Origin of the sequence: Streptomyces sp. NPDC012935 (genome assembly GCF_042900345.1) — a bacterium.
Classification (GTDB): Bacteria; Actinomycetota; Actinomycetes; order Streptomycetales; family Streptomycetaceae; genus Streptomyces.
Window position 1 is genome coordinate 84,247 of the sequence record NZ_JBIBBC010000021.1, and the last position, 20,813, is coordinate 105,059.

Sequence of the window (20,813 nt, forward strand, 5' to 3'; positions counted from 1 at the left end):
CGGCCCTGAGGCGGCTGCGGGGAAGCGTTCGAGGCGGTGATTGCCGAAGATCAGGGGAGTATCGGGGGTCGACCCTGATGCTCCGGTGCTCCGACCGTGTGAACATCGATGGCATGCCGGAAGCCGCAGCAGCGCCACTCGTCGAACCGCGGCCGCCGCGCAAGCTCTACCGCAGCAGCGACGGACGCTGGCTCGGGGGCGTGGCGCGGGGGCTCGCCGGGCATCTCGGCCTGCCCGTCATCTGGGTGCGGCTCGTCTTCGTCGGCCTGTTCATGGCGGACGGCCTGGGTGCGTTGCTGTATGCCGCGTTCTGGTTCTTCGTGCCGCTCGGCGTCGGCGGCGTCGACGCGCAGAAGCCGTCGGCTTTCGCCACCGAGACCGCGACCGACGGCCGGCGCAGACTCGTCGCCCGCAAGCCGGACAAGGGGCAGATCGTCGCGCTGCTCCTCATGGTCGTGGTGGCGATGGTCTTCGTCGGCAGCGTGGACCTGGGAAGCGGCGCCAAGGCCTATCTCCTCCCCGCCGTGCTCGTCGGAGCGGGCGTCGCCCTGGTCTGGCGCCAGGCGGACAACGCCCGCCGGGCCCGGTGGATGGAAGCCGGGCGGCGTCGGCGCACCCTGACTCTGCTGCGCGCCGCGGGCGGCGTCGTGCTCGTCACGGCCGGCGTCTCCGGCATCTTCGTCCTGCAGGGCTCCGCCGCCCACCTCGGCTCGGTCCTGCAAGCGGCGCTGGCGGTCCTCGTCGGCATAACACTCCTCGCGGGCCCGTACCTGGTCCGGATGACGCAGGACCTCTCCGAGGAGCGCCTGATGCGCATCCGCGCCCAGGAGCGCGCCGAGGTCGCCGCGCACGTCCACGACTCGGTGCTGCACACGCTGACCTTGATCCAGCGCAACGCGGAGAACGCGAACGAGGTCCGCCGCCTCGCCCGTGCCCAGGAACGCGACCTGCGTACCTGGCTCTACAAACCCGAGGGGACCGGCAAGGACGAGGCAGACGAACCCACCAACCTCGCCGACGCGGTCCGGCGCAACGCCGCCGAGATCGAGGACAAACACGGCGTCCCCATAGAGGTCGTGGTCGTCGGTGACTGCCCGCTCGACGAGAAAATCGCCGCACAGATGCAGGCCGCGCGCGAGGCTATGGTGAACGCCGCGAAGTACGGTGGCGAGGGCGGCGCCGTGCAGGTCTACGCCGAGGTGGAGGGCAAGACCGTCTTCGTGTCCGTCCGGGACCGCGGTCCGGGCTTCGACCTCGACTCGATACCCGCCGACCGCATGGGCGTCAGAGAATCGATCATCGGCCGCATGGAGCGCAACGGCGGTACGGCCCGGCTGCGGGCGGTGCCCGGCGGTGGCACGGAGGTCGAGCTGGAGATGGAAAGGGCGGAGAAGACGTCATGAGCGACCCGACCGAGGCCAACGAGCCCGTGGAATCGACCGGCGGGAGCGCGGCCGAGCGACACGTGCGCGTGGTCCTCGTCGACGACCACCGCATGTTCCGTACGGGAGTCCAGGCCGAGATCGGCCGGACCGAACAGACCGGCGTCGAAGTCGTCGGAGAGGCCGCGGACGTCGACCAGGCGGTCACGGTCATCACCGCGACCCGTCCCGAGGTCGTCCTCCTCGACGTGCACCTCCCGGGCGGCGGCGGGGTCGAAGTCCTGCGCCGCTGCGCCCCGTTGATGGGCGACGCCGAGCAGCCCGTCCGCTTCCTCGCACTGTCCGTCTCGGACGCGGCGGAGGACGTGATCGGAGTGATCCGGGGCGGTGCGCGCGGGTACGTGACGAAGACGATCACCGGCACCGATCTGGTCGACTCCATCTTCCGGGTCCAGGACGGCGACGCGGTGTTCTCGCCCCGCCTCGCCGGGTTCGTACTGGACGCCTTCGCGTCGACGGACGCGCCGCCGGTCGACGAGGACCTCGACCGGCTCACTCAGCGCGAGCGGGAGGTGCTGCGGCTGATTGCGCGGGGGTACGCGTACAAGGAGATCGCCAAGCAGCTGTTCATCTCCGTCAAGACGGTCGAGTCCCATGTGTCGGCGGTCCTGAGGAAGCTTCAGCTGTCGAATCGGCATGAGCTGACAAGGTGGGCGACGGCGCGGCGTCTGGTGTGAGGCCCGGGGCTACGGTTCGGCGCGTCCGGGGGTCGCGGTCAGGCCCGGCTGTGCAGGGGCCCAGGTCCGTTCACACGACGCGTGTGGCTCCCGCGAACGGCATCTCGTCGAGAGGGGCCACCCGGACCGGCGCCGACGGGTTCGGGGCGTGGATCATCTGGCCGTTGCCGATGTAGAGGCCGACGTGGCTGATGCCGGAGTAGAAGAACACCAGGTCGCCCGGGAGCAGTTCGGACCGGGAGACGCGGCGGCCGGCGTCGATCTGGGCGTAGGTCGTGCGGGGCAGGGAGAGGCCCGCCGAGCGGTACGCGGCCTGGGTGAGGCCGGAGCAGTCGAAGGCGTTCGGGCCGGTCGCGCCCCAGACGTAGGGGCTGCCGAGTTTGGAGTACGCGTACGAAATGGCTGACGCCGCACGGGCGTTGGGTGCCTGCGCCGCGGCTGAGCCGGGGGTCGTCAGGGCGTCGCGGGAGCCTGTGGAGGAGCGGGCCGCGCGGTCGGCGCCGCCGTCTGCGCTCTGGAGGCGGACGCGCTCCTCGGCGGTCAGTTGAGCGAGCAGGGTGCGGGCCGCGTCGAGCTTGCCGGTGATCGTTCTTCGGTGCCGTTGCAGTTCAGCCTGGCGTGACTGCAGCGAGGTCAGTTCGATGCGCGCGGCCCCGCGCAGCTGCTCGATCTCGCGTAGTTGCCCCCGGACGCTCGCGACGGATGCCGCCTGACGGTTGCCGGCACGTTCGGCGAACTCCGCGCCGTCGAGGTAGCGGTCGGGGTCGTTGGAGAGCGCGAGCTGGAGGGCCGGGTCGACGCCGCCGTCGCGGTACTGCGCCGCGGCCATCGAGCCGAGCGCTTCGCGCGCCGAGTTGAGTTTCTCCGTCTTTCGGGCGGCCTCGTCCTGCAGCGTCCTGATCCGCTGCTCGGCAGTGTCCGCCTTCTCCTTCGCGCCGTTGTACTTCTCGGTCGCGACCTCCGCCTCGTGGTACAGCTTGTCCACCTTCGCCTTGACCTGGGCCGGTGTCAGCTGCGGTTCGGCGTGTCCGGTCCCGTCGAAGCCCGTCGCCGTCGCCGCGCCCGCCAGGGCGATCGTCCATGCCGTGCGGGCCGTACTGCCGCCGACCGAGCGCTGACGGGGCTTTCGGTGCGCTGCCACGTGGACTGCACGTCCTTTCGTACGACCGCCTCGTCCCGCACGTCCGCCACGACAGCCTGGGGGAGCGGACGTACGACTGCCCGCGGGCGGGTCACGCGTCCGGCGACGGCCCACACAGGGGGAGCGGGCCGCCGCCGGACCTTTCTCGGCGGTGGTGTCCGACTGCCGCCCCTGGCCCGGGCGGCGGTGGGGAGCCGGTCACCTGGTGGAGGACGCTAAACCTGCGTGTGTCGGGCCGGTAACGCGTTGTGCGGAAGTGCCGGGAGCGGATCGTGCGTGACCGTAAGTGAGCGTGATCGCGGGATGGGGGCGTCTTTTTCACGCTGCGTGCTGACCGATGTGGCGGAATGGGGGGTGGGTGGCGGCCGCGGGGTGCTATGGAGCGCATATATGCAAGATCAGGGAGGGGAAGTTCGGCGGGGAGGGCGGGTGAGGGAGGGTGAGGGTCGGGGCGGTGGCGGGGAGCCGAATGGGGCTGATTAGGCTCCGGCCCCATGGACGTACTCATCCACCTCTTCGTCGGTCTGCACATCATCGGTATCGCCGCGTTGCTCGGTGGTTTCTTCACCCAGATGAAGGCGATGGGCCAGGGCTCCGCCCGGTTCGTGCCCGCGATGCTGCACGGCGCGCTGACCATGCTGGTCACCGGTGTGATCCTCGTCGGCCTCAATCAGGCGGACGATCAGTCCGTCGACAACATCAAGATCGGCGTGAAGCTGGCGCTGCTGATCGTGATCCTCGGGCTGGTGTACGTGAAGCGGGACGAGGAGACGGTGGACAAGCGCCTTTTCGGGTTGGTGGGGCTGCTGACCATGGTGAACGTCTTCATCGCCGTTCTGTGGACATGACTTCGGCGTAGCTCAGTACTGCGCCTGCGGCGACCGCCAGCCATGCCGCGACCGCGATCCACAGCAGGGCCTCGCCGGGGGTCCTGAGCCACGGCACGTCCAACGCGGCGGCGACAGAGAGTGCCGCCGCGGCGGTCATGCCCATGGGGAACACGGTGGCCCAGCGGCGTACGTCGTAGCGCAGCCGTGGCCGGACGATCTCGGCGATGAGCAGAGCGGCGTACCAGGCCAGGTCCAGGACCAGCAGGGCGACGGTCACCGTGCGCAGGGCGTCGGTGTCGTCCTCGTTCCAGAGGTACAGGCTCGGGCTGTCGGCGGACAGGAGCTTCGAGCCGGCGAGGGCGGAGATGGCGAGGGCGCCGCCCGCAACCCAGTGGTCGCCTGCGCCCTTGGTCACTTGCCGCAGGTCGAAGCGGGTCAGAGCGATGACGTAGAGCACCAGGCCGAGCCAGAACAGCACGAGTGCCGTGTGGGCGAGCCATGCCGTGGACTCGGTCGCGGCGAGGGTTGCGGCCAGGACGGCCAGGCCCTGTGTGGCCACGCAGCCGAGGAAGACCCCGCCGGGCATGCGAGGGTGCCAGCGCCGTACTACGGCGATGAGGAGACCCGGCCAGAGCAGGGCCGCCAGGGCGAGGAGGGCTTTGGCGAGGGGCTGCCAGCCGAGGGTGGCGAAGCGGGTGCCGAGAACCGTCGTGGCGGCGATGGCGGTGAGGGCGGCGGGAGTGGCGGCCTCCTTGAGCCACCTGGCGCGGTCCCACAGGAGCCTTGCGGTGAAGTCGCCGGCGAGGGCCAGCCAGGCTGCGCAGGCGAGGGCGAGGGTGATTCGGGACAGGGTTTCGTAGCCGGTCTGGTGGAGCGCGACCGACAGGATGCCGGTTGCCATGACGGCGGCGCCGGCTGTGGGGGGACGTCGCGACCACCAGGTGTGGAGAGGGGATGTGGCGGTGGTCGTGGGGGCGGGCATGGGGTCGATGCTAGGGAGTGGGGGGTGTGGGGTGGGTGGGGGCACGCGCGTGTGCAGGGTGAAATGCGCGTGGCGGTTGAGCGCCGGGATGCCTGCGGCGGCCCGCTCGGGTGAGTGGGAGTGCCGGTAGCGCCTGCGGCTGTGGGGCGGGTCGGGGCCGTGCCGGGGGGTCCGTCCTCGGTCGGGCGGTTGCTGTCTCTCAAGAGGTGCTGTCTCTTGACGCCCGCCGCTGCGGGCGGGCACCCCCCGGCACGTCCCCTTGCCGCCGTACGCGACTGCGGGTGCGTTTCGCACCACTACGCGCGCGTGGCGGAGAAAGGGCGCCACGCGCGCGTGTGTGCTCGTCAGGCCGGGCGGACCACGCTGTGGATCGACGACTCTCCGTCGTAGTAGATCGACTCCTCGCGGACGTACGTGCCGGGCTTCGGGGCGTGGATCATCATGCCGTTGCCGATGTAGAGGCCTACGTGCGTGATGTCGTCGTAGAAGAAGACCAGGTCGCCGGGCTTGGCGCTGGAGACGGCGACCGTGGTGCCTGCGTTGACCTGGTCGTAGGTGACGCGGGGGATGTCGACGCCTGCGGCCTTCCAGGCGGCCTGGGTGAGGCCGGAGCAGTCGTAGGAGTCAGGGCCGGTGGCGCCCCAGACGTACGGCTTGCCCACCTGGGAGCGGGCGAAGGCCAGCGCCTTCTCGGCCTTGGTGGCGTACGAGGGGTCCGACGCGGACGAGTCGGAGGAGGACGAGTCGGAGGAGGACGAGTCGGACGAGGAGTCCTCGCTCTCCTGTTGCTGGGCCGCCTCCTGACGTCGGCGCTCGGCCGCCTCTTGCTGGCGGGCCAGTTCCGCTGCCTTGCGGGCGGCCTCCTCCTGCTTGCGCTTCTCGATCGCGGCGAGGCGGGCCTTCTCCTCCGCCGTCAGTTGCGAGAGCAGTTCGCGTGCGTCGGCGAGCTTCTTCTGGACGGTCGACTTGGCCGTCTGGAGGTCGTTCTGCGACTCGGTGAGCGTTTCGAGGCTCTGAGTGGCCTCCTGACGCTTCTTCATCGTCGCGGACTGCTGGGTGAAGTAGTCGTCGACCGACTCCTTCTGACGGCCCGTCATGCGGTCCATCAGCTGGGACTGGTCGAAGTAGTCCTGTGGGGTGTCCGCCAGGAGGAAGGTCGCCGTGTCGGGGGCCGAGGCTCCCGTGCGGTACTGGGCGGCTGCGTTGCGGCCGAGTTCCTCACGTGCGTCGTTGAGCTTCTGGGTGCGCCGGGCGACGTCGTCGAGGAGAGTGTCGACGTGCTTGCGCTGCTTCGCGGTCTTCTCTTTGGCCGCGTTGTACTTCTCGGTCGCGGACTCCGCCTGGCGGTAGAGGTCGTCGACCTTCTTCTCGACCTCTTCGAGGCTCGGCTTGTCGTCCGTCGAGGGGCTCGCGTTGGCCGTCTGGGACAGCAGGGCGACGGACGTGAGGGCCGCCGTGGCGAAGGCGGGGGTCCGTATGCCTGCTACGCGCGTACCAGAGGGACGCGACTTGCGGTGCGACGCCAAGGGAGGCGACTCCTTCCATGCTCCGCCTACCGAGTTAGCTGTCGGGTTCGGGCGGGTGTTTCGGAAGGGTTGCCCTACGGCCGTTCCCCGGGCGGGAGTCGGGCCGATTCACCCCAAGTTCGGTGGGTCCCCGGCTCCGGGTGCACGGCGGCGCTCCGGACTCGGCGGAGGCCGTGCGGCCCGGCGACGTTCGCCGGTGGGGGTCGTACGGCCTGTCCGGCACGGTAGCCAACTCGTGTGGCCCCTGTGAAGGTTGATGTTCGATATGCCCGATACATTTTCGTGACCTTGGCGATGTGTGCCGTGGATCGGGGTGGATGTGGGGCTGTTGGTGGCAGGTTGCGGGATTCAGGGGGATGGGGTGTGTATCGGCGGAATTGGTTCGGTTTGGTTCGAGGGGTTGCGGATCGTAATGGGATGGTTCTGGAGGGTGAGGGGGGTGCTCGGGTGTGCGGGGTTTGAAGATCGGTGAGTGCTGAAACAGGTGATGTTCTCAGGGCGGCGGCGGGCTGTCAGTGGGGCGCCCTAGACTCGGAGAGCGATGAGCAGCCTCTTTGACGACAGCTTCCTGGCGGACCTCCAGGCCCCGCGGGCCCATGCGGACGAACCCCCGCCGCCGCCCGAGGACGAACACGCTCCGGAGCCGGTTCCGGACGATCTGTTCGGCGGGAAGTTCGACGTGCCGCCGGACCGGGACGAGTACTACCGCGACGGCGCCCCCCGCCCGGCCCTGGACGCGGCCGCGCTGCTGGAGGGGCTGAACGAGAACCAGCGTGCCGCCGTCGTCCACTCCGGCAGCCCGCTGCTCATCGTGGCCGGTGCCGGGTCCGGCAAGACGCGGGTGCTCACCCATCGCATCGCGCACCTGCTGGCCGAGCGGAATGTGCATCCGGGGCAGATTCTCGCGATCACCTTCACCAACAAGGCCGCGGGCGAGATGAAGGAGCGCGTCGAGCAGCTCGTCGGCCCGCGCGCGAACGCGATGTGGGTGATGACCTTCCACAGCGCGTGCGTGCGCATCCTGCGGAGGGAGAGCAAGAAGCTCGGGTTCACCTCGTCCTTCTCGATCTACGACGCCGCCGACAGCAAGCGTCTGATGGCGCTGGTGTGTCGTGATCTGGACCTCGATCCCAAGCGGTTCCCGCCCAAGTCCTTCAGCGCCAAGATCAGCAACCTCAAGAACGAGCTGATCGACGAGGAGGACTTCGCCGCCCAGGCGACGGACGGCTTCGAGAAGACCCTCGCTCAGGCGTATGCGCTGTACCAGTCGCGGTTGCGGGAGGCCAACGCCCTCGACTTCGACGACCTGATCATGACGACGGTCAACCTGCTGCGCGCCTTCCCGGACGTCGCCGAGCACTACCGCCGCCGCTTCCGTCATGTGCTGGTGGACGAGTACCAGGACACCAACCACGCGCAGTACGCGTTGGTGCGCGAGCTCGTCGGTACCGGTGAGCACCCCGTCGACGTGCCGCCGAGCGAGGCCGACATCCCGCCCGCCGAGCTGTGTGTGGTGGGTGACGCAGACCAGTCGATCTACGCCTTCCGGGGCGCCACCATCCGCAACATCCTCCAGTTCGAGGAGGACTACCCGGACGCGACGACGATCCTGCTGGAGCAGAACTACCGCTCCAGCCAGACGATCCTGACCGCCGCCAACGCGGTCATCGAGCGCAATGAGTCGCGGCGCCCCAAGAACCTGTGGACCAACGCGGGCGCGGGCGCGCGCATCACCGGCTATGTCGCGGACACCGAGCACGACGAGGCGCAGTTCGTCGCCGACGAAATAGACCGACTGACGGACGCGGGCGATGCGAAGGCCGGTGACGTCGCCGTCTTCTACCGGACGAACGCACAGTCCCGTGTCTTCGAAGAGGTCTTCATCCGTGTCGGCCTGCCCTACAAGGTCGTCGGCGGGGTCCGGTTCTACGAGCGCAAGGAGGTCCGGGACGTCCTGGCCTACCTGCGCGTGCTGGCCAACCCCGAGGACTCCGTGCCGCTGCGGCGGATCCTGAACGTCCCCAAGCGGGGCATCGGCGACCGCGCCGAGGCGATGATCGACGCGCTCGCACAGCGGGAGAAGATCAGCTTCCCGCAGGCACTGCGGCGGGTCGACGAGGCGTACGGCATGGCCGCGCGGTCGACGAACGCCGTCAGGCGGTTCAACACGCTGATGGAGGAGCTCCGTACGATCGTCGAGTCCGGCGTGGGACCGGCGACCGTTCTGGAGGCGGTTCTCGAACGGACCGGGTACCTGGCCGAGTTGCAGGCCTCCACCGACCCCCAGGACGAGACCCGTATCGAGAACCTTCAGGAACTCGCGGCCGTGGCCCTGGAGTTCGAGCAGGAATCGGCCGAGGGTGAGGCCTCCGGCGGGCTCGCGGCCTTCCTGGAGCGGGTCGCGCTCGTCGCCGACTCCGACCAGATCCCCGACGAGGAGGAGGACGGCTCAGGCGTCATCACCCTGATGACCCTGCACACCGCCAAAGGCCTGGAGTTCCCGGTCGTCTTCCTCACCGGCATGGAGGACGGCGTCTTCCCGCACATGCGCGCCCTCGGTCAGGCCAAGGAGCTGGAGGAGGAGCGGCGGCTCGCGTACGTCGGCATCACGCGCGCGCGTGAGCGGCTGTATCTGACGCGGTCGTCGATGCGGAGTGCGTGGGGGCAGCCTTCGTACAACCCGCCGTCCCGTTTCCTGGAGGAGATCCCGGCGGCGCACGTGGACTGGAAGCGGACGGGGGCGACCGCGCCCGTGTCCTCCGGTCCGGCGGCCGGCGTGGCGGCCTCGCTGTCCTCGTCCCGCTCGCGCTCCTCCGCGTCGGGGGCGTCCGGATTCGCCACCCGGCGGACCTCGGAGAAGCCGGTCGTCCAGCTGGCGGTCGGCGACCGGGTCACGCACGACCAGTTCGGGCTCGGCACCGTCACGGCGGTCAAGGGCACGGGCGGGAACGCGGAGGCGACGATCGACTTCGGGGACACCAAGCCGAAGCGGTTGCTGCTGCGGTATGCGCCGGTGGAGAAGCTGTAGCGCTGACAAGCGTGCGTCCCCGCTGAGGTGTTGAGGAGCGGGGGCGCTGGGCGCACAAGGCAGTCGGTGGTTGCCAGGGAGGTCGGCGGACTGCCTACGACGGGTCGAGGCCGTGGCTGCGCAGCCAGGACAGTGGGTCTATCGCCGAGCCGCCGCCCGGGCGCACCTCGAAGTGCAGGTGCGGGCCGGTCGAGTTGCCGGAGTTGCCGGAGTACGCGATCGGGTCGCCGGCCTTCACCGTCGTACCGGAGGCGACACGGTAGCTGGAGAGGTGGCAGTACCACGTCTCCGTGCCGTCCTTGGCGGTCACGATCATCATGTTGCCGTAAGCGCTGTTCCACTGCGTGCGGACAGTGCCGTCGGTCGCGGCCATCACCGTGGTGCCGTACGAGACGGGGAAGTCGATGCCGCTGTGGATGGACATCCAGTTGATGCCGGACTGGCCGAAATAGGCGCTGAGGCCGTGCTGCGCGACCGGAACCGCGAACTTCGGGCGCAGCCGCTCCTTGCGGGCCGCCTCTTCGGCGGCCTTCCTCTTCTCGGCCGCCTGCTGGGCCTTGAGGTCGATGCGCTCCTGCGTACGGCTGGCCCGGTCGGCGAAGTCGTCGGCGCCGGCGGAGAGGCTCTCGAGCTGGGTGTCCAGCTTGTTGTTCGCCGTGGACGGCTGCACGGCCTCGCCTTCCGAGGCCAGCGTGGACGACGCTTCCTTGTCCTCGGTCAGGCTGCCGACCGAGGCGGCGGCGATTCCCGCGACGCCCATCACGCACGCCGAGGGCACAGCGACCGTCAGCAGCGCGGAGCGCTTGGGGGGCGTGCGGCGGCGGGAGCGAGAGCCGCTGCGGGAGGCGGCGCGTGGGGAGGGGGCCGGAGCTGTCTCCTCCTGGTCGTCCAGGAGGGGCGTCACGGCAGGGAGTTCGCCGGTGGCGGTCAGCTCGGCGTCGCCTTCGGCGGGGGTGTCGTACGCCGTCGGGTCCAGGTGTTCGAAGTGCGCGGTCGCCTGCTGATCGAAGGATTCTGCTGCGTGCTCGTACTCGTCGATCGCCTGCGAGCCGGTGTCGACGCCGCTGTCGGAGTTCCACTGCGTGGCGTCGTACGCGCCCGTGTCGTAGACCTGGGTGCCCCATTCCCAGTGCTGGGTCTGGTCGGCCGGGGCGGCGGACTGGTCGGGCTGGAGCCAGGCGTTCGCGTCCCACTGACCCGAGGCGTCGTGGCCGTTGGCCTGCTGGGGGACGAAGGCGAGTCGCTCGTGGTCGTTCGTCCAGGCGGTGGTGTCGTACGCGCCGGTGTCGTAGGCGGCGTGGTGCTGGGCCGCGTAGGCGTCGTAGTTCACGGTGTGGTGGCTGCCCGTGGACCACTGAGTGGTGTCGTACGCGCCCGTGCTCTCGCCGGGGAGGCTGCCGAACAGGGGGTCCGCGTCGAAGGTCGTGGTGGCGTGCCCGGTGGCGCCGAATCCGTTGGCGTCGTAGGTGCCGTACGTGGTGGAGTCACCGTAGTGGGCTTCCTGGGCGCCGTACGACGCGTAGTGCGCCGAGGCGGCATCGGAAGCCGAGGTCGGGGAGGTCATGGTCCCCGACGGGTGACGATCGTTCACCAACTTCTCTCTCGCCTCGACAACAGGGGCTGCCAGAGCAGTGCGGCGACTGTACCCGGCGGTATGCGGGCACGACAATCTTCGGCAGGTTTCGCGCGCGCAGGAAACGGGCATTCGGCCGTGTTTTGGCGGACTGCGGGCGTGAGTTTGGCCTTGTGTTCGAAGATTGTTCGACGTTTGGTCAGCTGTCCTGAGACCGTGAGGCGAGTGCGATCAGGTCGTCGGGTGGTTGCCTGGCGAGGTCAGCGAGGTCGGCGAGGTCGGCGAGGTCGGCGGGATGGTGCGGGATGGTTACGCCACTGTCAGGCCGCCGGCCTGGGTGGCAGCCTCGGCTCCGGTTCGTGCGGTGTCGAGGGCCTGCCGGATCCCGGTCGCCACGGCGGGGTGCACGGGCAGGGCGAGGTGTCCGATGCCGGTGACGCGGACGTTCTGCGCCATCAGGTCCGGGTGGTCGATGCAGGCCGTCTCGAGCGGGTCCATCAGGTGGTCGAGGTCGCTCCAGAAGCTCACGAAGTGGGTACGGCAGCCGGGCGCGGGCCGGGCCAGTTCCTCGAGGACAGGTGAGCCGGGGCGCATCTGACGAACGATCGGGTGCGCGTTCGCCAGCGGGACGACACGGGTGCCGGAGTGCGGCGTGCCGAGCGTGACGAGGGTGCGGACCCTGAGGTCGCCGCCGAGGCACTGCACGTAGTAGCGCGCTATCAGCCCGCCGAGGCTGTGCCCGACGACGTCCACCTGCCTGCTGCCGGTGCGCTCGCAGATCCCCTCTATGTGCCGGCCGAGCAGCTCGGCGGCGGTGCGGATGTCGCAGGTCAGCGGGGAGTAGTTGAGCGACTCGACCTGGTGCCTGCCGTGCTGGGCGAGGCTGCGGCGCAACAGGACGAAGACGGAGCGGTTGTCGATGAAGCCGTGCAGCAGGACGACGGGAGGATTGGTCTCCGTCGGCAGCTGGGCGGTGTCCTGCCCGGGGAGCTGCGGGACGGGCCGGCGCTCCTGTGCGATGCCGGATGGGTACAGCAGCACGTGTCCGGCGAGGATCGCGAGCTCGAGGGCGGTCGCCTTCAGCAGGGCCAGGGAGAGGCCGGCGAGTCTGCTCGGGAGCAGGCGTCGGCAGAGCGGGAGAAAGGGGAGTACTGCCCCGGTGACCTTCATGGCCGACCTCCTTGCGGCACGCAGGAGGACGGCTCCGGCCCCCGTGTGCCCTCATGGGAAGTCGCGGTGGAGGTGGCCGACGAGGCATGAGGAAGGCGCGTGGGGTGAGCGAGGCGCGAGAAGTGAGTCGGTCGGGTCGGCCATGGAGCACCGATGACCTGACGGGGCTCCCTGCCGGTGTGGCGACGAGGCTCCCCGCTGCCGTGCCTTACCTGCCCTACGTGCCTTTCATGCCGGCGTCGATACGCCGCACCACCAGTCGCGCGGCCTGCGGCGCGGTGGTGCGGCGACCTCTTTGCGGCTCCCGTTGCGCTTGGTCCCGCTGCGACGCGTGTGCCGCAGACCGCTGCGGCTCGTGTGCCGCAGAGATATGGAACGGTGCGCGGCGAACGTGTCCCACCGTGTGATTTCCCCCTCGCTCTGCACCGCGAAACTGCCGGTTGCGGGATGCTGGAGATAACGTTCGTTTACTTGCCGGGCGGTGTGGCCCGGGACGTCCGTGCCGTGAGGGTGCGTCCGGCGCTGTGAGCGGCGGGAAAAAGTGCGATACGCGCACCATGTATGACATGTGCGGCCAGTGCGGCATAACTCATATGTGAGCAGTGCTTGTCGGTACGGATGAATGTAGTCGCTTCATGGAGGCAGTGATGGGTGTGGCAGCCGGTCCGATCCGCGTGGTGGTGGCCAAGCCTGGGCTCGACGGCCATGATCGAGGGGCCAAGGTGATCGCGCGGGCGCTGCGCGACGCCGGTATGGAGGTCATCTACACCGGGCTCCACCAGACTCCCGAGCAGATCGTCGACACCGCGATCCAGGAGGACGCCGACGCGATCGGCCTGTCCATCCTCTCCGGTGCCCACAACACCCTCTTCGCCGCCGTGATCGAACTCCTCAAGGAGCGCGATGCGGACGACATCCTGATCTTCGGCGGCGGGATCATCCCCGAGGCGGACATCCCCCCGCTGAAGGAGAAGGGTGTGGCGGAGATCTTCACGCCGGGGGCGACGACTCAGGCGATCGTGGACTGGGTGCGGGCGAACGTCCGGCAGCCGGCTGCCTCCGGCGGCTGAGCCGACTTCGTGGGGGTGGGCGAGGGCGGCCGTCCCTGGGGCTGCCGCTCCCGGACCCCGCTTCGGCCCTTGAAGGACCATGTCCTCAATCGCCGGACTGGCTGGACGGCTCCAGCTCCTGTGTCATGGCTGCCCGCAACCGCAATGTCGTGACCAGCCGCTGGAACGCCTCCGCCCAGTAGCTCCCCGCCCCCGGTGACGCGTCCTCCGGTTCGTCCGGTACCGCCAGCAGGCCGTCGAGGCGGCTTGCCTCGGCCGGGTCGAGGCAGCGCTCGGCCAGGCCCATCACTCCGCTGAAACTCCAGGGATAACTGCCCGCGTCCCGCGCGATGTCGAGCGCGTCGACCACCGCCCGCCCGAGCGGCTCGGCCCAGGGCACGGCGCACACTCCGAGCAGCTGAAACGCCTCGGACAGGCCGTGCGTCGCGATGAACCCGCCAACCCATTCGGCCCGTTCGGTGGAACCCAGCGTGCCGAGCAGCTTCGCGCGCTCGGCCAGGGACACCGCACCCGGACCGCCGGCTTCCGGGGCCGAGGGGGACCCGAGGAGTGCCCTGGCCCACTCGCCGTCCCGCTGACGCACCGCCGCCCGGCACCACGCCGCGTGCAGCTCGCTGTGCCAGTCGTCCGCCACCGGCAACGCCACGATCTCCCGAGGCGTACGTCCGCCGAGCCGCCCCGGCCACGTGCCGAGCGGCGTCGCCTCCACCAACTGGCCGAACCACCACGACCGTTCACCCCGCCCCGCCGGAGCCTTCGCCACGACACCGTCGCGCTCCATGCCCGCGTCGCACTCGTGCGGCGCCTCCACGGTGATCGTCGGGGCCTCGCCTGTGTGATCGAGCGCCACACATGTCCCGGCCCGCACCGCCATCCGCGCCGCGAGCGCCGAACCCGGAAGCGCCGACAGCAACTCCGCCGCCGTCGCCCGGACATTACGGCTCCGGTCGGCCAGCGCCTGCTCCAGGAACTGCTCGTCCTGCGGGCCCAGACCACTGCGCAGCGAGTCGAGGAACATCAGCCGGTCCTCGGCCCGCTCCGTCGCCCACGTCGTGGTCAGCAGCTCGCGCGCGGCAGCCGGATCACCCGCGCGTATCGCGGAGAGCAGGGCGACCCGCTCGGCGAACAGGCCCTCCTGCCACAGCTGCTGAACTTCGGCGGGGTTGTCCACGTGCGGGAGTGCCGCGCCGCCACCCGGGGTCGCGCGCAGGGCGAACCGCCAGTCCGGGTTCAGCCTGGCGAGCCACACCGCCCGCGGGCCGGCGAACGTCAGCGCCGCCGGACGCAGGTCCGTCCGGCCCCGCGCCGCGTCCAGCAGCGCGGGCAGCAACTGCGGGGGCGGCGCGAAACCCCGGTCGTTCGCCGTCGCGAGCCACTGCGGCAGCAGCTCCATGAGGTCCGGTGCCGTGCCTCTGCGTCCGCCGCCCACGCCGGGACGGTCGGTCAGCAGCATCCCCAGCCTGCGGGCCGCAGCCGGGGGCAGTGCGGGGCGAGGGTCCTCGGGAGCCGGCCGCGGCCGCTGCGCCGCCCGGGCCGGCCGCAGCCCGGCGCGTCGCCGTACGGTCTCCACGGCCGCGGTGTCGAGCAGCGCCAGCGGTGCTTCCGGGCCCGGTGAGCAGCCGGGAGGCGTACGCCGGTCCGTCCCGAGCAGAGCCGCGGTGACGAGTTCCTCCCAGGCGCTCGGCGGCGAGTCCACGGGAACCGAGGGGCTGTTCATCAGGGTCGTTCCTCTCTGCCTTCGTGCTGAATGCCGGGGAGTGGTGACAGGGGCGTTGGGGTCGGATGTCCCTGGGGAGGGGCGGGTCGGCGGATTCGGTGCCGCTCAGCACAGCTGCACCGCCTCTCCCCGCCCCCGCGGCCAGGCCGTCAACGGGGTGAAGCCGCGGTGGCCGCACTCGCCGAACACCTTGACCGGGGCGCCGCCCGACAGCGCGACCAGGCGCCACAGACCAGGGCGGGCACGGGCGGCCGGGGTCAGTGGCAGGGCCGAGTCCGCGTCGGCGTCGACCAGTTGCCACGAGTCGCCGTCCGGGGTCGGTACGACCCGGTCCAAGGTCACCGGGACGGAGTCCAGCCACGGGTCGTCACGGAGCGCCTCGCCGTAGCGGGCGGCCGCCTCGGTCGTCGTCACACCCGTCGGCCGTATCGCCGCTGGCGCGGGCGGTGCGAACTGCTCGCCCAGGGCCGCCCGCAGCTGACCGGCACCCGGGTAAGCCGACACCTCTGCCTCTAGGGCCAGCCCCACCGGCAGCGCCAGCTCCGGGGCGCGGCCGGCGGCGCCATAGGAGAGGAGCAGCGCGGTGCGACCCGACTCTGCGCCGTACAGCCATATCCGGCGGGTCGTCAGCTTCGTGTCCGCCGAGTCGTACTGGGCCAGGACCAGCCAGCGGTCCCGGACGGCCGGGCCCTTGGCCGAGGCGGGCAGACCGATGCGGGAGCGGACTGTGTCCCCCAGGGCCTCGGGCAGCCGCTCTCGGCGCAGCCAGCCCTGATCGAGGAGGTGGAGAAGCGCGCACTCCTCCAGCAGACGCACCGGCCAGCCAGGGCCGGACGCCGGGATCGCCCCCAGCTCCCGCACCCGCGCGGCCAGTCCGGGAGCCTGCGCGTCGACCATGCGGGCCGCTGTCTCCTCCCACATCCGGTACCCCGCCTGCTCCGCGCCGGCCAGGCCGCCGCGCAGCAGGTCCGTGAGCCGCTGCTCCAGCTCCGTCGCCCCCGCTGTGACCCGAACGGCCCGGCGCTCCGCACGACGTCGCGCCGCCTCCGGATCAGCGGACGCCGTCGACGAACCGGCGGCACCCGCCGCCCGCTTCTCGTCCGCGCGCTGCCTTCTCCCCTTTATCCACTCCTGCGCCCAGTCCGGCGGCTGCTGCGCCGGCGGCACCGCACCTTCGCCGCCCGCCCAGAGCAGCAGCAGCCCGAGCGCGTGCTTGCACGGGAACTTCCGGCTCGGACAACTGCACTTGTACGCGGGCCCGGACGCGTCCGCGACATCGATGACCGTCTGATACGGCTTGCTGCCACTGCCCTTGCACAGTCCCCACACCGTCCCCTCGTCGGAACTCCCCGCCTCGGACCACGGCCCTGCCGCACCGAGTTTGCTTCCCGCTTTGCGTGATGCGGCGTCAGGTGCCAGTGCCAGCACCTGGTCCGCGGTCCAGCGCACCCCCAGCTGAGTCATGCCATCGAAGGTAGATCCCACCACTGACAATCGGCCGGGGCGGACGAGCCGCGAGCGGCTCTGCGGGTGCGTTTACGCAGGTCGGAACGTGTTGTCAGTGGCGTGGTGCAACGTGGATGCCAGATCCGAAACGGCTGAACCGGCCGAGCTGGAGGGGGACTTTGCCATGTCTGTTTCCGTAGAACCGAAATCCGTCGAAGCGGGGGAGACGCAAGCGGCCGAGGTGTTGCGACCGCACGCCGAGAACGCGTTCGCCCATGAACTCGCCACGCTGGCCGAGCAGGACGATCGCCCTCGCCCGACCCGCTGGAAACTGTCGCCGTGGGCGGTGGCCACCTATCTGCTGGGCGGCACGCTGCCGGACGGCACGGTGATCACACCGAAGTACGTCGGCCCGCGCCGCATCGTCGAGGTCGCCGTCACCACGCTCGCCACGGACCGTGCCCTGCTCCTGCTCGGCGTGCCCGGCACCGCGAAGACATGGGTCTCCGAGCACCTCGCCGCAGCGGTCAGCGGCGACTCGACGCTGCTGGTGCAGGGCACGGCGGGCACGCCGGAGGAGGCGATCCGCTACGGCTGGAACTACGCGCAGCTGCTCGCGAACGGCCCGAGCCGTGACGCCCTCGTGCACAGCCCCGTCATGCGGGCGATGGCGGAGGGGATGACCGCGCGGGTCGAGGAGCTGACCCGTATCCCGGCGGACGTGCAGGACACACTGATCACGATCCTGTCGGAGAAGACGCTGCCGATACCGGAGTTGGGCCAGGAGGTGCAGGCGGTCCGCGGCTTCAACCTCATCGCCACGGCCAACGACCGCGACCGTGGGGTCAACGACCTCTCCAGCGCTCTGCGCCGCCGCTTCAACACGGTCGTGCTGCCCCTGCCGGAGAGCGTCGAGGCCGAGGTCGACATCGTCTCCCGCCGCGTCGACCAGATCGGCCGCTCCCTCGACCTGCCGGCCGCGCCGGACGGCATCGACGAGATCCGCCGCGTCGTGACCGTCTTCCGTGAGCTGCGCGACGGGGTGACCGCCGACGGCCGCACGAAGCTGAAGTCCCCGAGCGGCACGCTGTCGACGGCCGAGGCGATCTCGGTCGTCACCAACGGCCTCGCCCTGGCGGCCCACTTCGGCGACGGAGTGCTGCGCTCCGGGGATGTAGCCGCGGGCATCCTCGGCGCCGTGGTCCGCGACCCGGCGGCCGACCGGGTCGTCTGGCAGGAGTACCTGGAGGCGGTGGTGCGTGAGCGGGACGGCTGGACGGACTTCTACCGGGCGTGCCGGGAGGTGAGCGTGTGAACGAGGACGACCTCGGGTGGGGTCGCCCGAGCGGCGGGTCGAAGTCGGGCGGGTCCGTGGCAGCGGATTAGAGGCATGGCCTGCCCAGGGCGGCGCCGGGATGTGGTCCGACGGGTGGGCAGGGAGGGTGCGGTCGTCGGCATCGTCCGGCGGCTGTGCAGGAGACGGGGATGGTGCTGTGAGGGGTGACGAGATGCGTCGGGAGCTGAGCGCGGACGGGCGGTCGGCGGACGCGGCGGCGCGAGCGGTGCAAGCGGCGGTGCCGGCGGCGGCGTGGCCGGACATTCGCGGACCGAGGGGGACGGTGTGACTGGCGTGGACAGGTCCTGCGGCGAGGGGCGGAGTGCCGGGCCGCTGCTGCTCGGCGTACGGCACCACGGGCCCGGGTCGGCGCGGACGGTGCGGGCGGCGTTGGACGCGGCGCAGCCTCGGGTCGTGCTGATCGAAGGGCCGCCGGAGGCCGATGCCCTGATCGAGCTTGCCGGTGACGCGGACATGCGACCGCCGGTCGCCCTCCTCGCGCACGCCGTGGACGAGCCCGGCCGCTCGGCCTTTTGGCCGATGGCCGAGTTCTCCCCGGAGTGGGTCGCGATCCGCTGGGCCCTGGAGCACGAGGTACCGGCCCGGTTCATCGACCTGCCGGCCACGCACACGTTGGCGTGGGGGAGGGATGAGGAGTCGGCGTGTGTGGAGCAGGACGGGGGGCCGACGCCCGCTGACGAGGACGGTGGGCAGTCGCCGGCCGACGAGGACGCGGGGCCGGCGCCGTCCGGCGGGGGAGCCGGTGAGCCTGACGGGGCGCAGGGCGACGCGAGCGGCTCCGGCCCCGATGTCCGGGTCGACCCCCTCGCCGTTCTCGCCGATGCCGCTGGTTACGACGATCCCGAGCGGTGGTGGGAGGACGTCGTCGAGCACCGGGGGGTGGGAGACGGGGATGCGTTCGCGCCGTTTCTCGGGCTCGAGGAGGCCATGGGGGCGTTGCGAGAGGCGTACGGCAGCGGGGGGCATGAGCGGGATCTGGTACGGGAGGCGTACATGCGGCTCCAAGTACGGTCCGCTCAGCGGGAGTTCGGTGACGATGTGGCCGTGGTGTGCGGGGCGTGGCACGTGCCCGCGCTGCGGCAGAAGAGCACCGTGGCCGCGGACAAGGCGCTGCTGAAGGGCCTGCCCAAGGTCAAGGCCGATATGACCTGGGTGCCGTGGACGAACCGGCGGTTGGCCCGGGCCAGCGGGTACGGGGCGGGGATCGACTCGCCGGGGTGGTACGGGCACCTCTTCGGCGTACCGGACCGGCCGGTCGAGCGGTGGATGACCAAGGTGGCCGGGCTGCTGCGGGACGAGGACCGGATCGTCTCCTCGGCGCACGTCATCGAGGCGGTGCGGCTGGCGGAGACACTGGCCGCGATGCGTGGGCGCCCGTTGCCGGGGCTGGGCGAGATGACCGACGCGGTGCGGGCGGTGATGTGCGAGGGCTCTGACGTGCCGCTCGCGTTGGTACGCGATCGGCTGGTCGTCGGGGACGTGCTGGGGGAGGTGCCGCGGTCGGCGCCGGCGGTGCCGTTGCAGCGGGACCTCGATCGGATCCAGCGGCGGCTGCGGCTCAAACCGGAGGCGCTGGAGCGGGAGTTGGATCTCGACCTGCGTAAGGAGAACGACGCCGAGCGCAGCAGGCTGCTGCACCGGCTGCGGCTGCTCGGCGTGGAGTGGGGCGAGCCGGTCTCGTCGCGGGGAAGCACGGGGACGTTCCGGGAGACGTGGCGGCTGCGGTGGGAGCCCGAGCTGTCCGTACGGATCGCCGAGGCCGGGGTGTGGGGGACCACCGTGTTCGCGGCGGCCACCGCCAAGGCGGAGGCGGGTGCCGTCGCCGCGCAGGGGCTTGCCGACGTCACGGCACTCGCGGAGCGCTGCCTGCTGGCCGACCTGCCGGACGCGCTGCCTGTGGTGATGCGGATCCTCGCCGACCGGGCGGCTCTCGACGCCGACGTAGGCCATCTCGCTCAGGCGCTGCCCGCGCTGGTGCGGTCCTTGCGGTACGGCGATGTGCGCGGCACGGACACCAAGGCGCTCACCGAGGTCGCCGCGGGGCTCGCCGAGCGCATCTTCGTCGGCCTGCCCCCGGCCTGTGCTGCGCTGGACGCGGACGCCGCCGAGGAGATGCGGCGCCATGTGGACGCGGTGCATGGAGCGTTGGGGTTGCTTGGCAACGCGGTGGCATCGGCGCGGGGCGAGGGCGAGGGCGTCACGGAAGGGCCCGGTATTGCTTCGGGCGACTCGGCCGCGCTCGGACACGGAGTCCTTCGCAACCGTTGGCACGGGGTGCTTCGGGTGCTGTCCGGGCGGGACACCGTCCCCGGCGTGATCAGAGGGCGCTCCGTGCGGCTGCTCCTGGACGACGGGGAGTTGGCGCAGGAGGAGGCGGCGCGGTTGATGGGGCTCGCGTTGTCGCCGGGGACACCGCCGGGGGACGCGGCCGCGTGGATCGAGGGGTTCGTGGGCGGTGGTTCCGGCGGCGGGATGCTGCTGGTCCACGACGAGCGGCTGCTCGGGCTGGTCGACGCATGGCTGACGGGGGTGTCGGCTGAGGCGTTCACGGACGTGTTGCCGCTGCTGAGGCGGACGTTCTCGGCGTACGAGGCCGGGGTGCGGCGGACCTTGGGCGAGCTGGTCCGGCGAGGGCCGGGAGAACGGGGCAGCAGGGCGGCCGGCGGCTCAGGCGTACCCGGCTTCCGCGCCGAGCTCGATGCCGAGCGAGCGGATGCCGTGGTGCCGGTGGTGCGGTTGCTGCTGGGTCTGGACCGGGTGGAAGAGGACGCCGAGAGCGACGTCGGCGCGAACAAGCTGGTGGGGGCTACGGGATGACGACTGGCGAAGTGACGGAACCGAGGGAGCGCGCCGG

14 protein-coding genes and 1 riboswitch are annotated in these 20,813 nt (G+C 71.0%); of the genes, 7 read left to right on the forward strand and 7 right to left on the reverse strand.

Annotation, left to right across the window (positions count from 1 at the left end; all coding sequences use genetic code 11):
• Positions 1-113: 113 nt before the first annotated feature.
• Both ACFY5C_RS35590 and ACFY5C_RS35595 read left to right on the forward strand, forming a co-directional pair.
• Positions 114-1,403, forward strand: coding sequence for a PspC domain-containing protein (locus tag ACFY5C_RS35590; protein WP_389452620.1), 1,290 nt, complete (start codon positions 114-116; stop codon positions 1,401-1,403).
• Positions 1,400-2,119 (forward strand): LuxR C-terminal-related transcriptional regulator, encoded by a 720-nt coding sequence (locus tag ACFY5C_RS35595; RefSeq protein WP_389452623.1) that lies wholly within the window; start codon positions 1,400-1,402, stop codon positions 2,117-2,119. Before ACFY5C_RS35590 ends, ACFY5C_RS35595 begins: the two co-directional genes overlap by 4 nt.
• 70 nt (positions 2,120-2,189) lie before the next feature.
• On the opposite strand, the gene ACFY5C_RS35600 is transcribed toward ACFY5C_RS35595, so the two are convergent.
• Complete coding sequence (locus tag ACFY5C_RS35600) at positions 2,190-3,260, reverse strand: NlpC/P60 family protein (protein WP_389452626.1); 1,071 nt, start codon at positions 3,258-3,260, stop codon at positions 2,190-2,192.
• 494 nt (positions 3,261-3,754) lie between these two features.
• Between ACFY5C_RS35600 and ACFY5C_RS35605 the strand changes: the two genes are divergently transcribed.
• Positions 3,755-4,108 (forward strand): hypothetical protein, encoded by a 354-nt coding sequence (locus ACFY5C_RS35605; protein ID WP_389452629.1) that lies wholly within the window; start codon positions 3,755-3,757, stop codon positions 4,106-4,108.
• Here the strand turns inward: ACFY5C_RS35605 and ACFY5C_RS35610 are convergent.
• The gene (locus ACFY5C_RS35610; protein ID WP_389452632.1) at positions 4,086-5,072 is read right to left on the reverse strand and encodes a tellurite resistance/C4-dicarboxylate transporter family protein; all 987 of its coding nucleotides are present in this window, start codon (positions 5,070-5,072) and stop codon (positions 4,086-4,088) included. The genes ACFY5C_RS35605 and ACFY5C_RS35610 overlap by 23 nt on opposite strands.
• 344 nt (positions 5,073-5,416) lie before the next feature.
• A complete protein-coding gene (locus ACFY5C_RS35615) occupies positions 5,417-6,598 on the reverse strand; it encodes an NlpC/P60 family protein (protein WP_389452635.1) in 1,182 nt (393 codons plus the stop codon).
• A gap of 8 nt (positions 6,599-6,606) precedes the next feature.
• A riboswitch (cyclic di-AMP (ydaO/yuaA leader) is annotated at positions 6,607-6,775 on the reverse strand.
• Between the two features lie 364 nt (positions 6,776-7,139).
• On the opposite strand from ACFY5C_RS35615, the gene pcrA reads away from it, so the two are divergent.
• Positions 7,140-9,626 carry a DNA helicase PcrA gene (pcrA, locus tag ACFY5C_RS35620; RefSeq protein WP_389452638.1) on the forward strand — a complete coding sequence of 829 codons (2,487 nt, stop codon included), beginning with the start codon at positions 7,140-7,142 and terminating at the stop codon, positions 9,624-9,626.
• 94 nt (positions 9,627-9,720) lie between these two features.
• Here pcrA and ACFY5C_RS35625 read toward each other — a convergent pair whose 3' ends face one another.
• The gene (locus tag ACFY5C_RS35625) at positions 9,721-11,190 is read right to left on the reverse strand and encodes a M23 family metallopeptidase (protein WP_389452641.1); all 1,470 of its coding nucleotides are present in this window, start codon (positions 11,188-11,190) and stop codon (positions 9,721-9,723) included.
• A gap of 318 nt (positions 11,191-11,508) precedes the next feature.
• Positions 11,509-12,369, reverse strand: a complete 861-nt coding sequence (locus ACFY5C_RS35630; protein ID WP_389452644.1) for an esterase/lipase family protein — start codon at positions 12,367-12,369, stop codon at positions 11,509-11,511.
• 647 nt (positions 12,370-13,016) lie between these two features.
• Here ACFY5C_RS35630 and ACFY5C_RS35635 point away from each other — a divergent pair.
• Complete coding sequence (locus ACFY5C_RS35635) at positions 13,017-13,439, forward strand: cobalamin B12-binding domain-containing protein (RefSeq protein ID WP_389452758.1); 423 nt, start codon at positions 13,017-13,019, stop codon at positions 13,437-13,439.
• 85 nt (positions 13,440-13,524) lie between these two features.
• Here the strand turns inward: ACFY5C_RS35635 and ACFY5C_RS35640 are convergent, their stop codons facing one another.
• Positions 13,525-15,156, reverse strand: coding sequence for a DUF5691 domain-containing protein (locus ACFY5C_RS35640; protein ID WP_389452647.1), 1,632 nt, complete (start codon positions 15,154-15,156; stop codon positions 13,525-13,527).
• Between the two features lie 105 nt (positions 15,157-15,261).
• A complete protein-coding gene (locus ACFY5C_RS35645; protein WP_389452650.1) occupies positions 15,262-16,620 on the reverse strand; it encodes an SWIM zinc finger family protein in 1,359 nt (452 codons plus the stop codon).
• A gap of 166 nt (positions 16,621-16,786) precedes the next feature.
• Here ACFY5C_RS35645 and ACFY5C_RS35650 point away from each other — a divergent pair, with 166 nt between their 5' ends.
• Both ACFY5C_RS35650 and ACFY5C_RS35655 read left to right on the forward strand, forming a co-directional pair.
• Positions 16,787-17,917 (forward strand): AAA family ATPase, encoded by a 1,131-nt coding sequence (locus ACFY5C_RS35650; RefSeq protein ID WP_389452653.1) that lies wholly within the window; start codon positions 16,787-16,789, stop codon positions 17,915-17,917.
• A gap of 306 nt (positions 17,918-18,223) precedes the next feature.
• Entirely contained in the window at positions 18,224-20,776 is a 2,553-nt protein-coding gene (locus ACFY5C_RS35655) for a DUF5682 family protein (protein ID WP_389452656.1), read from the forward strand.
• The last annotated feature ends 37 nt before the right edge of the window (positions 20,777-20,813 follow it).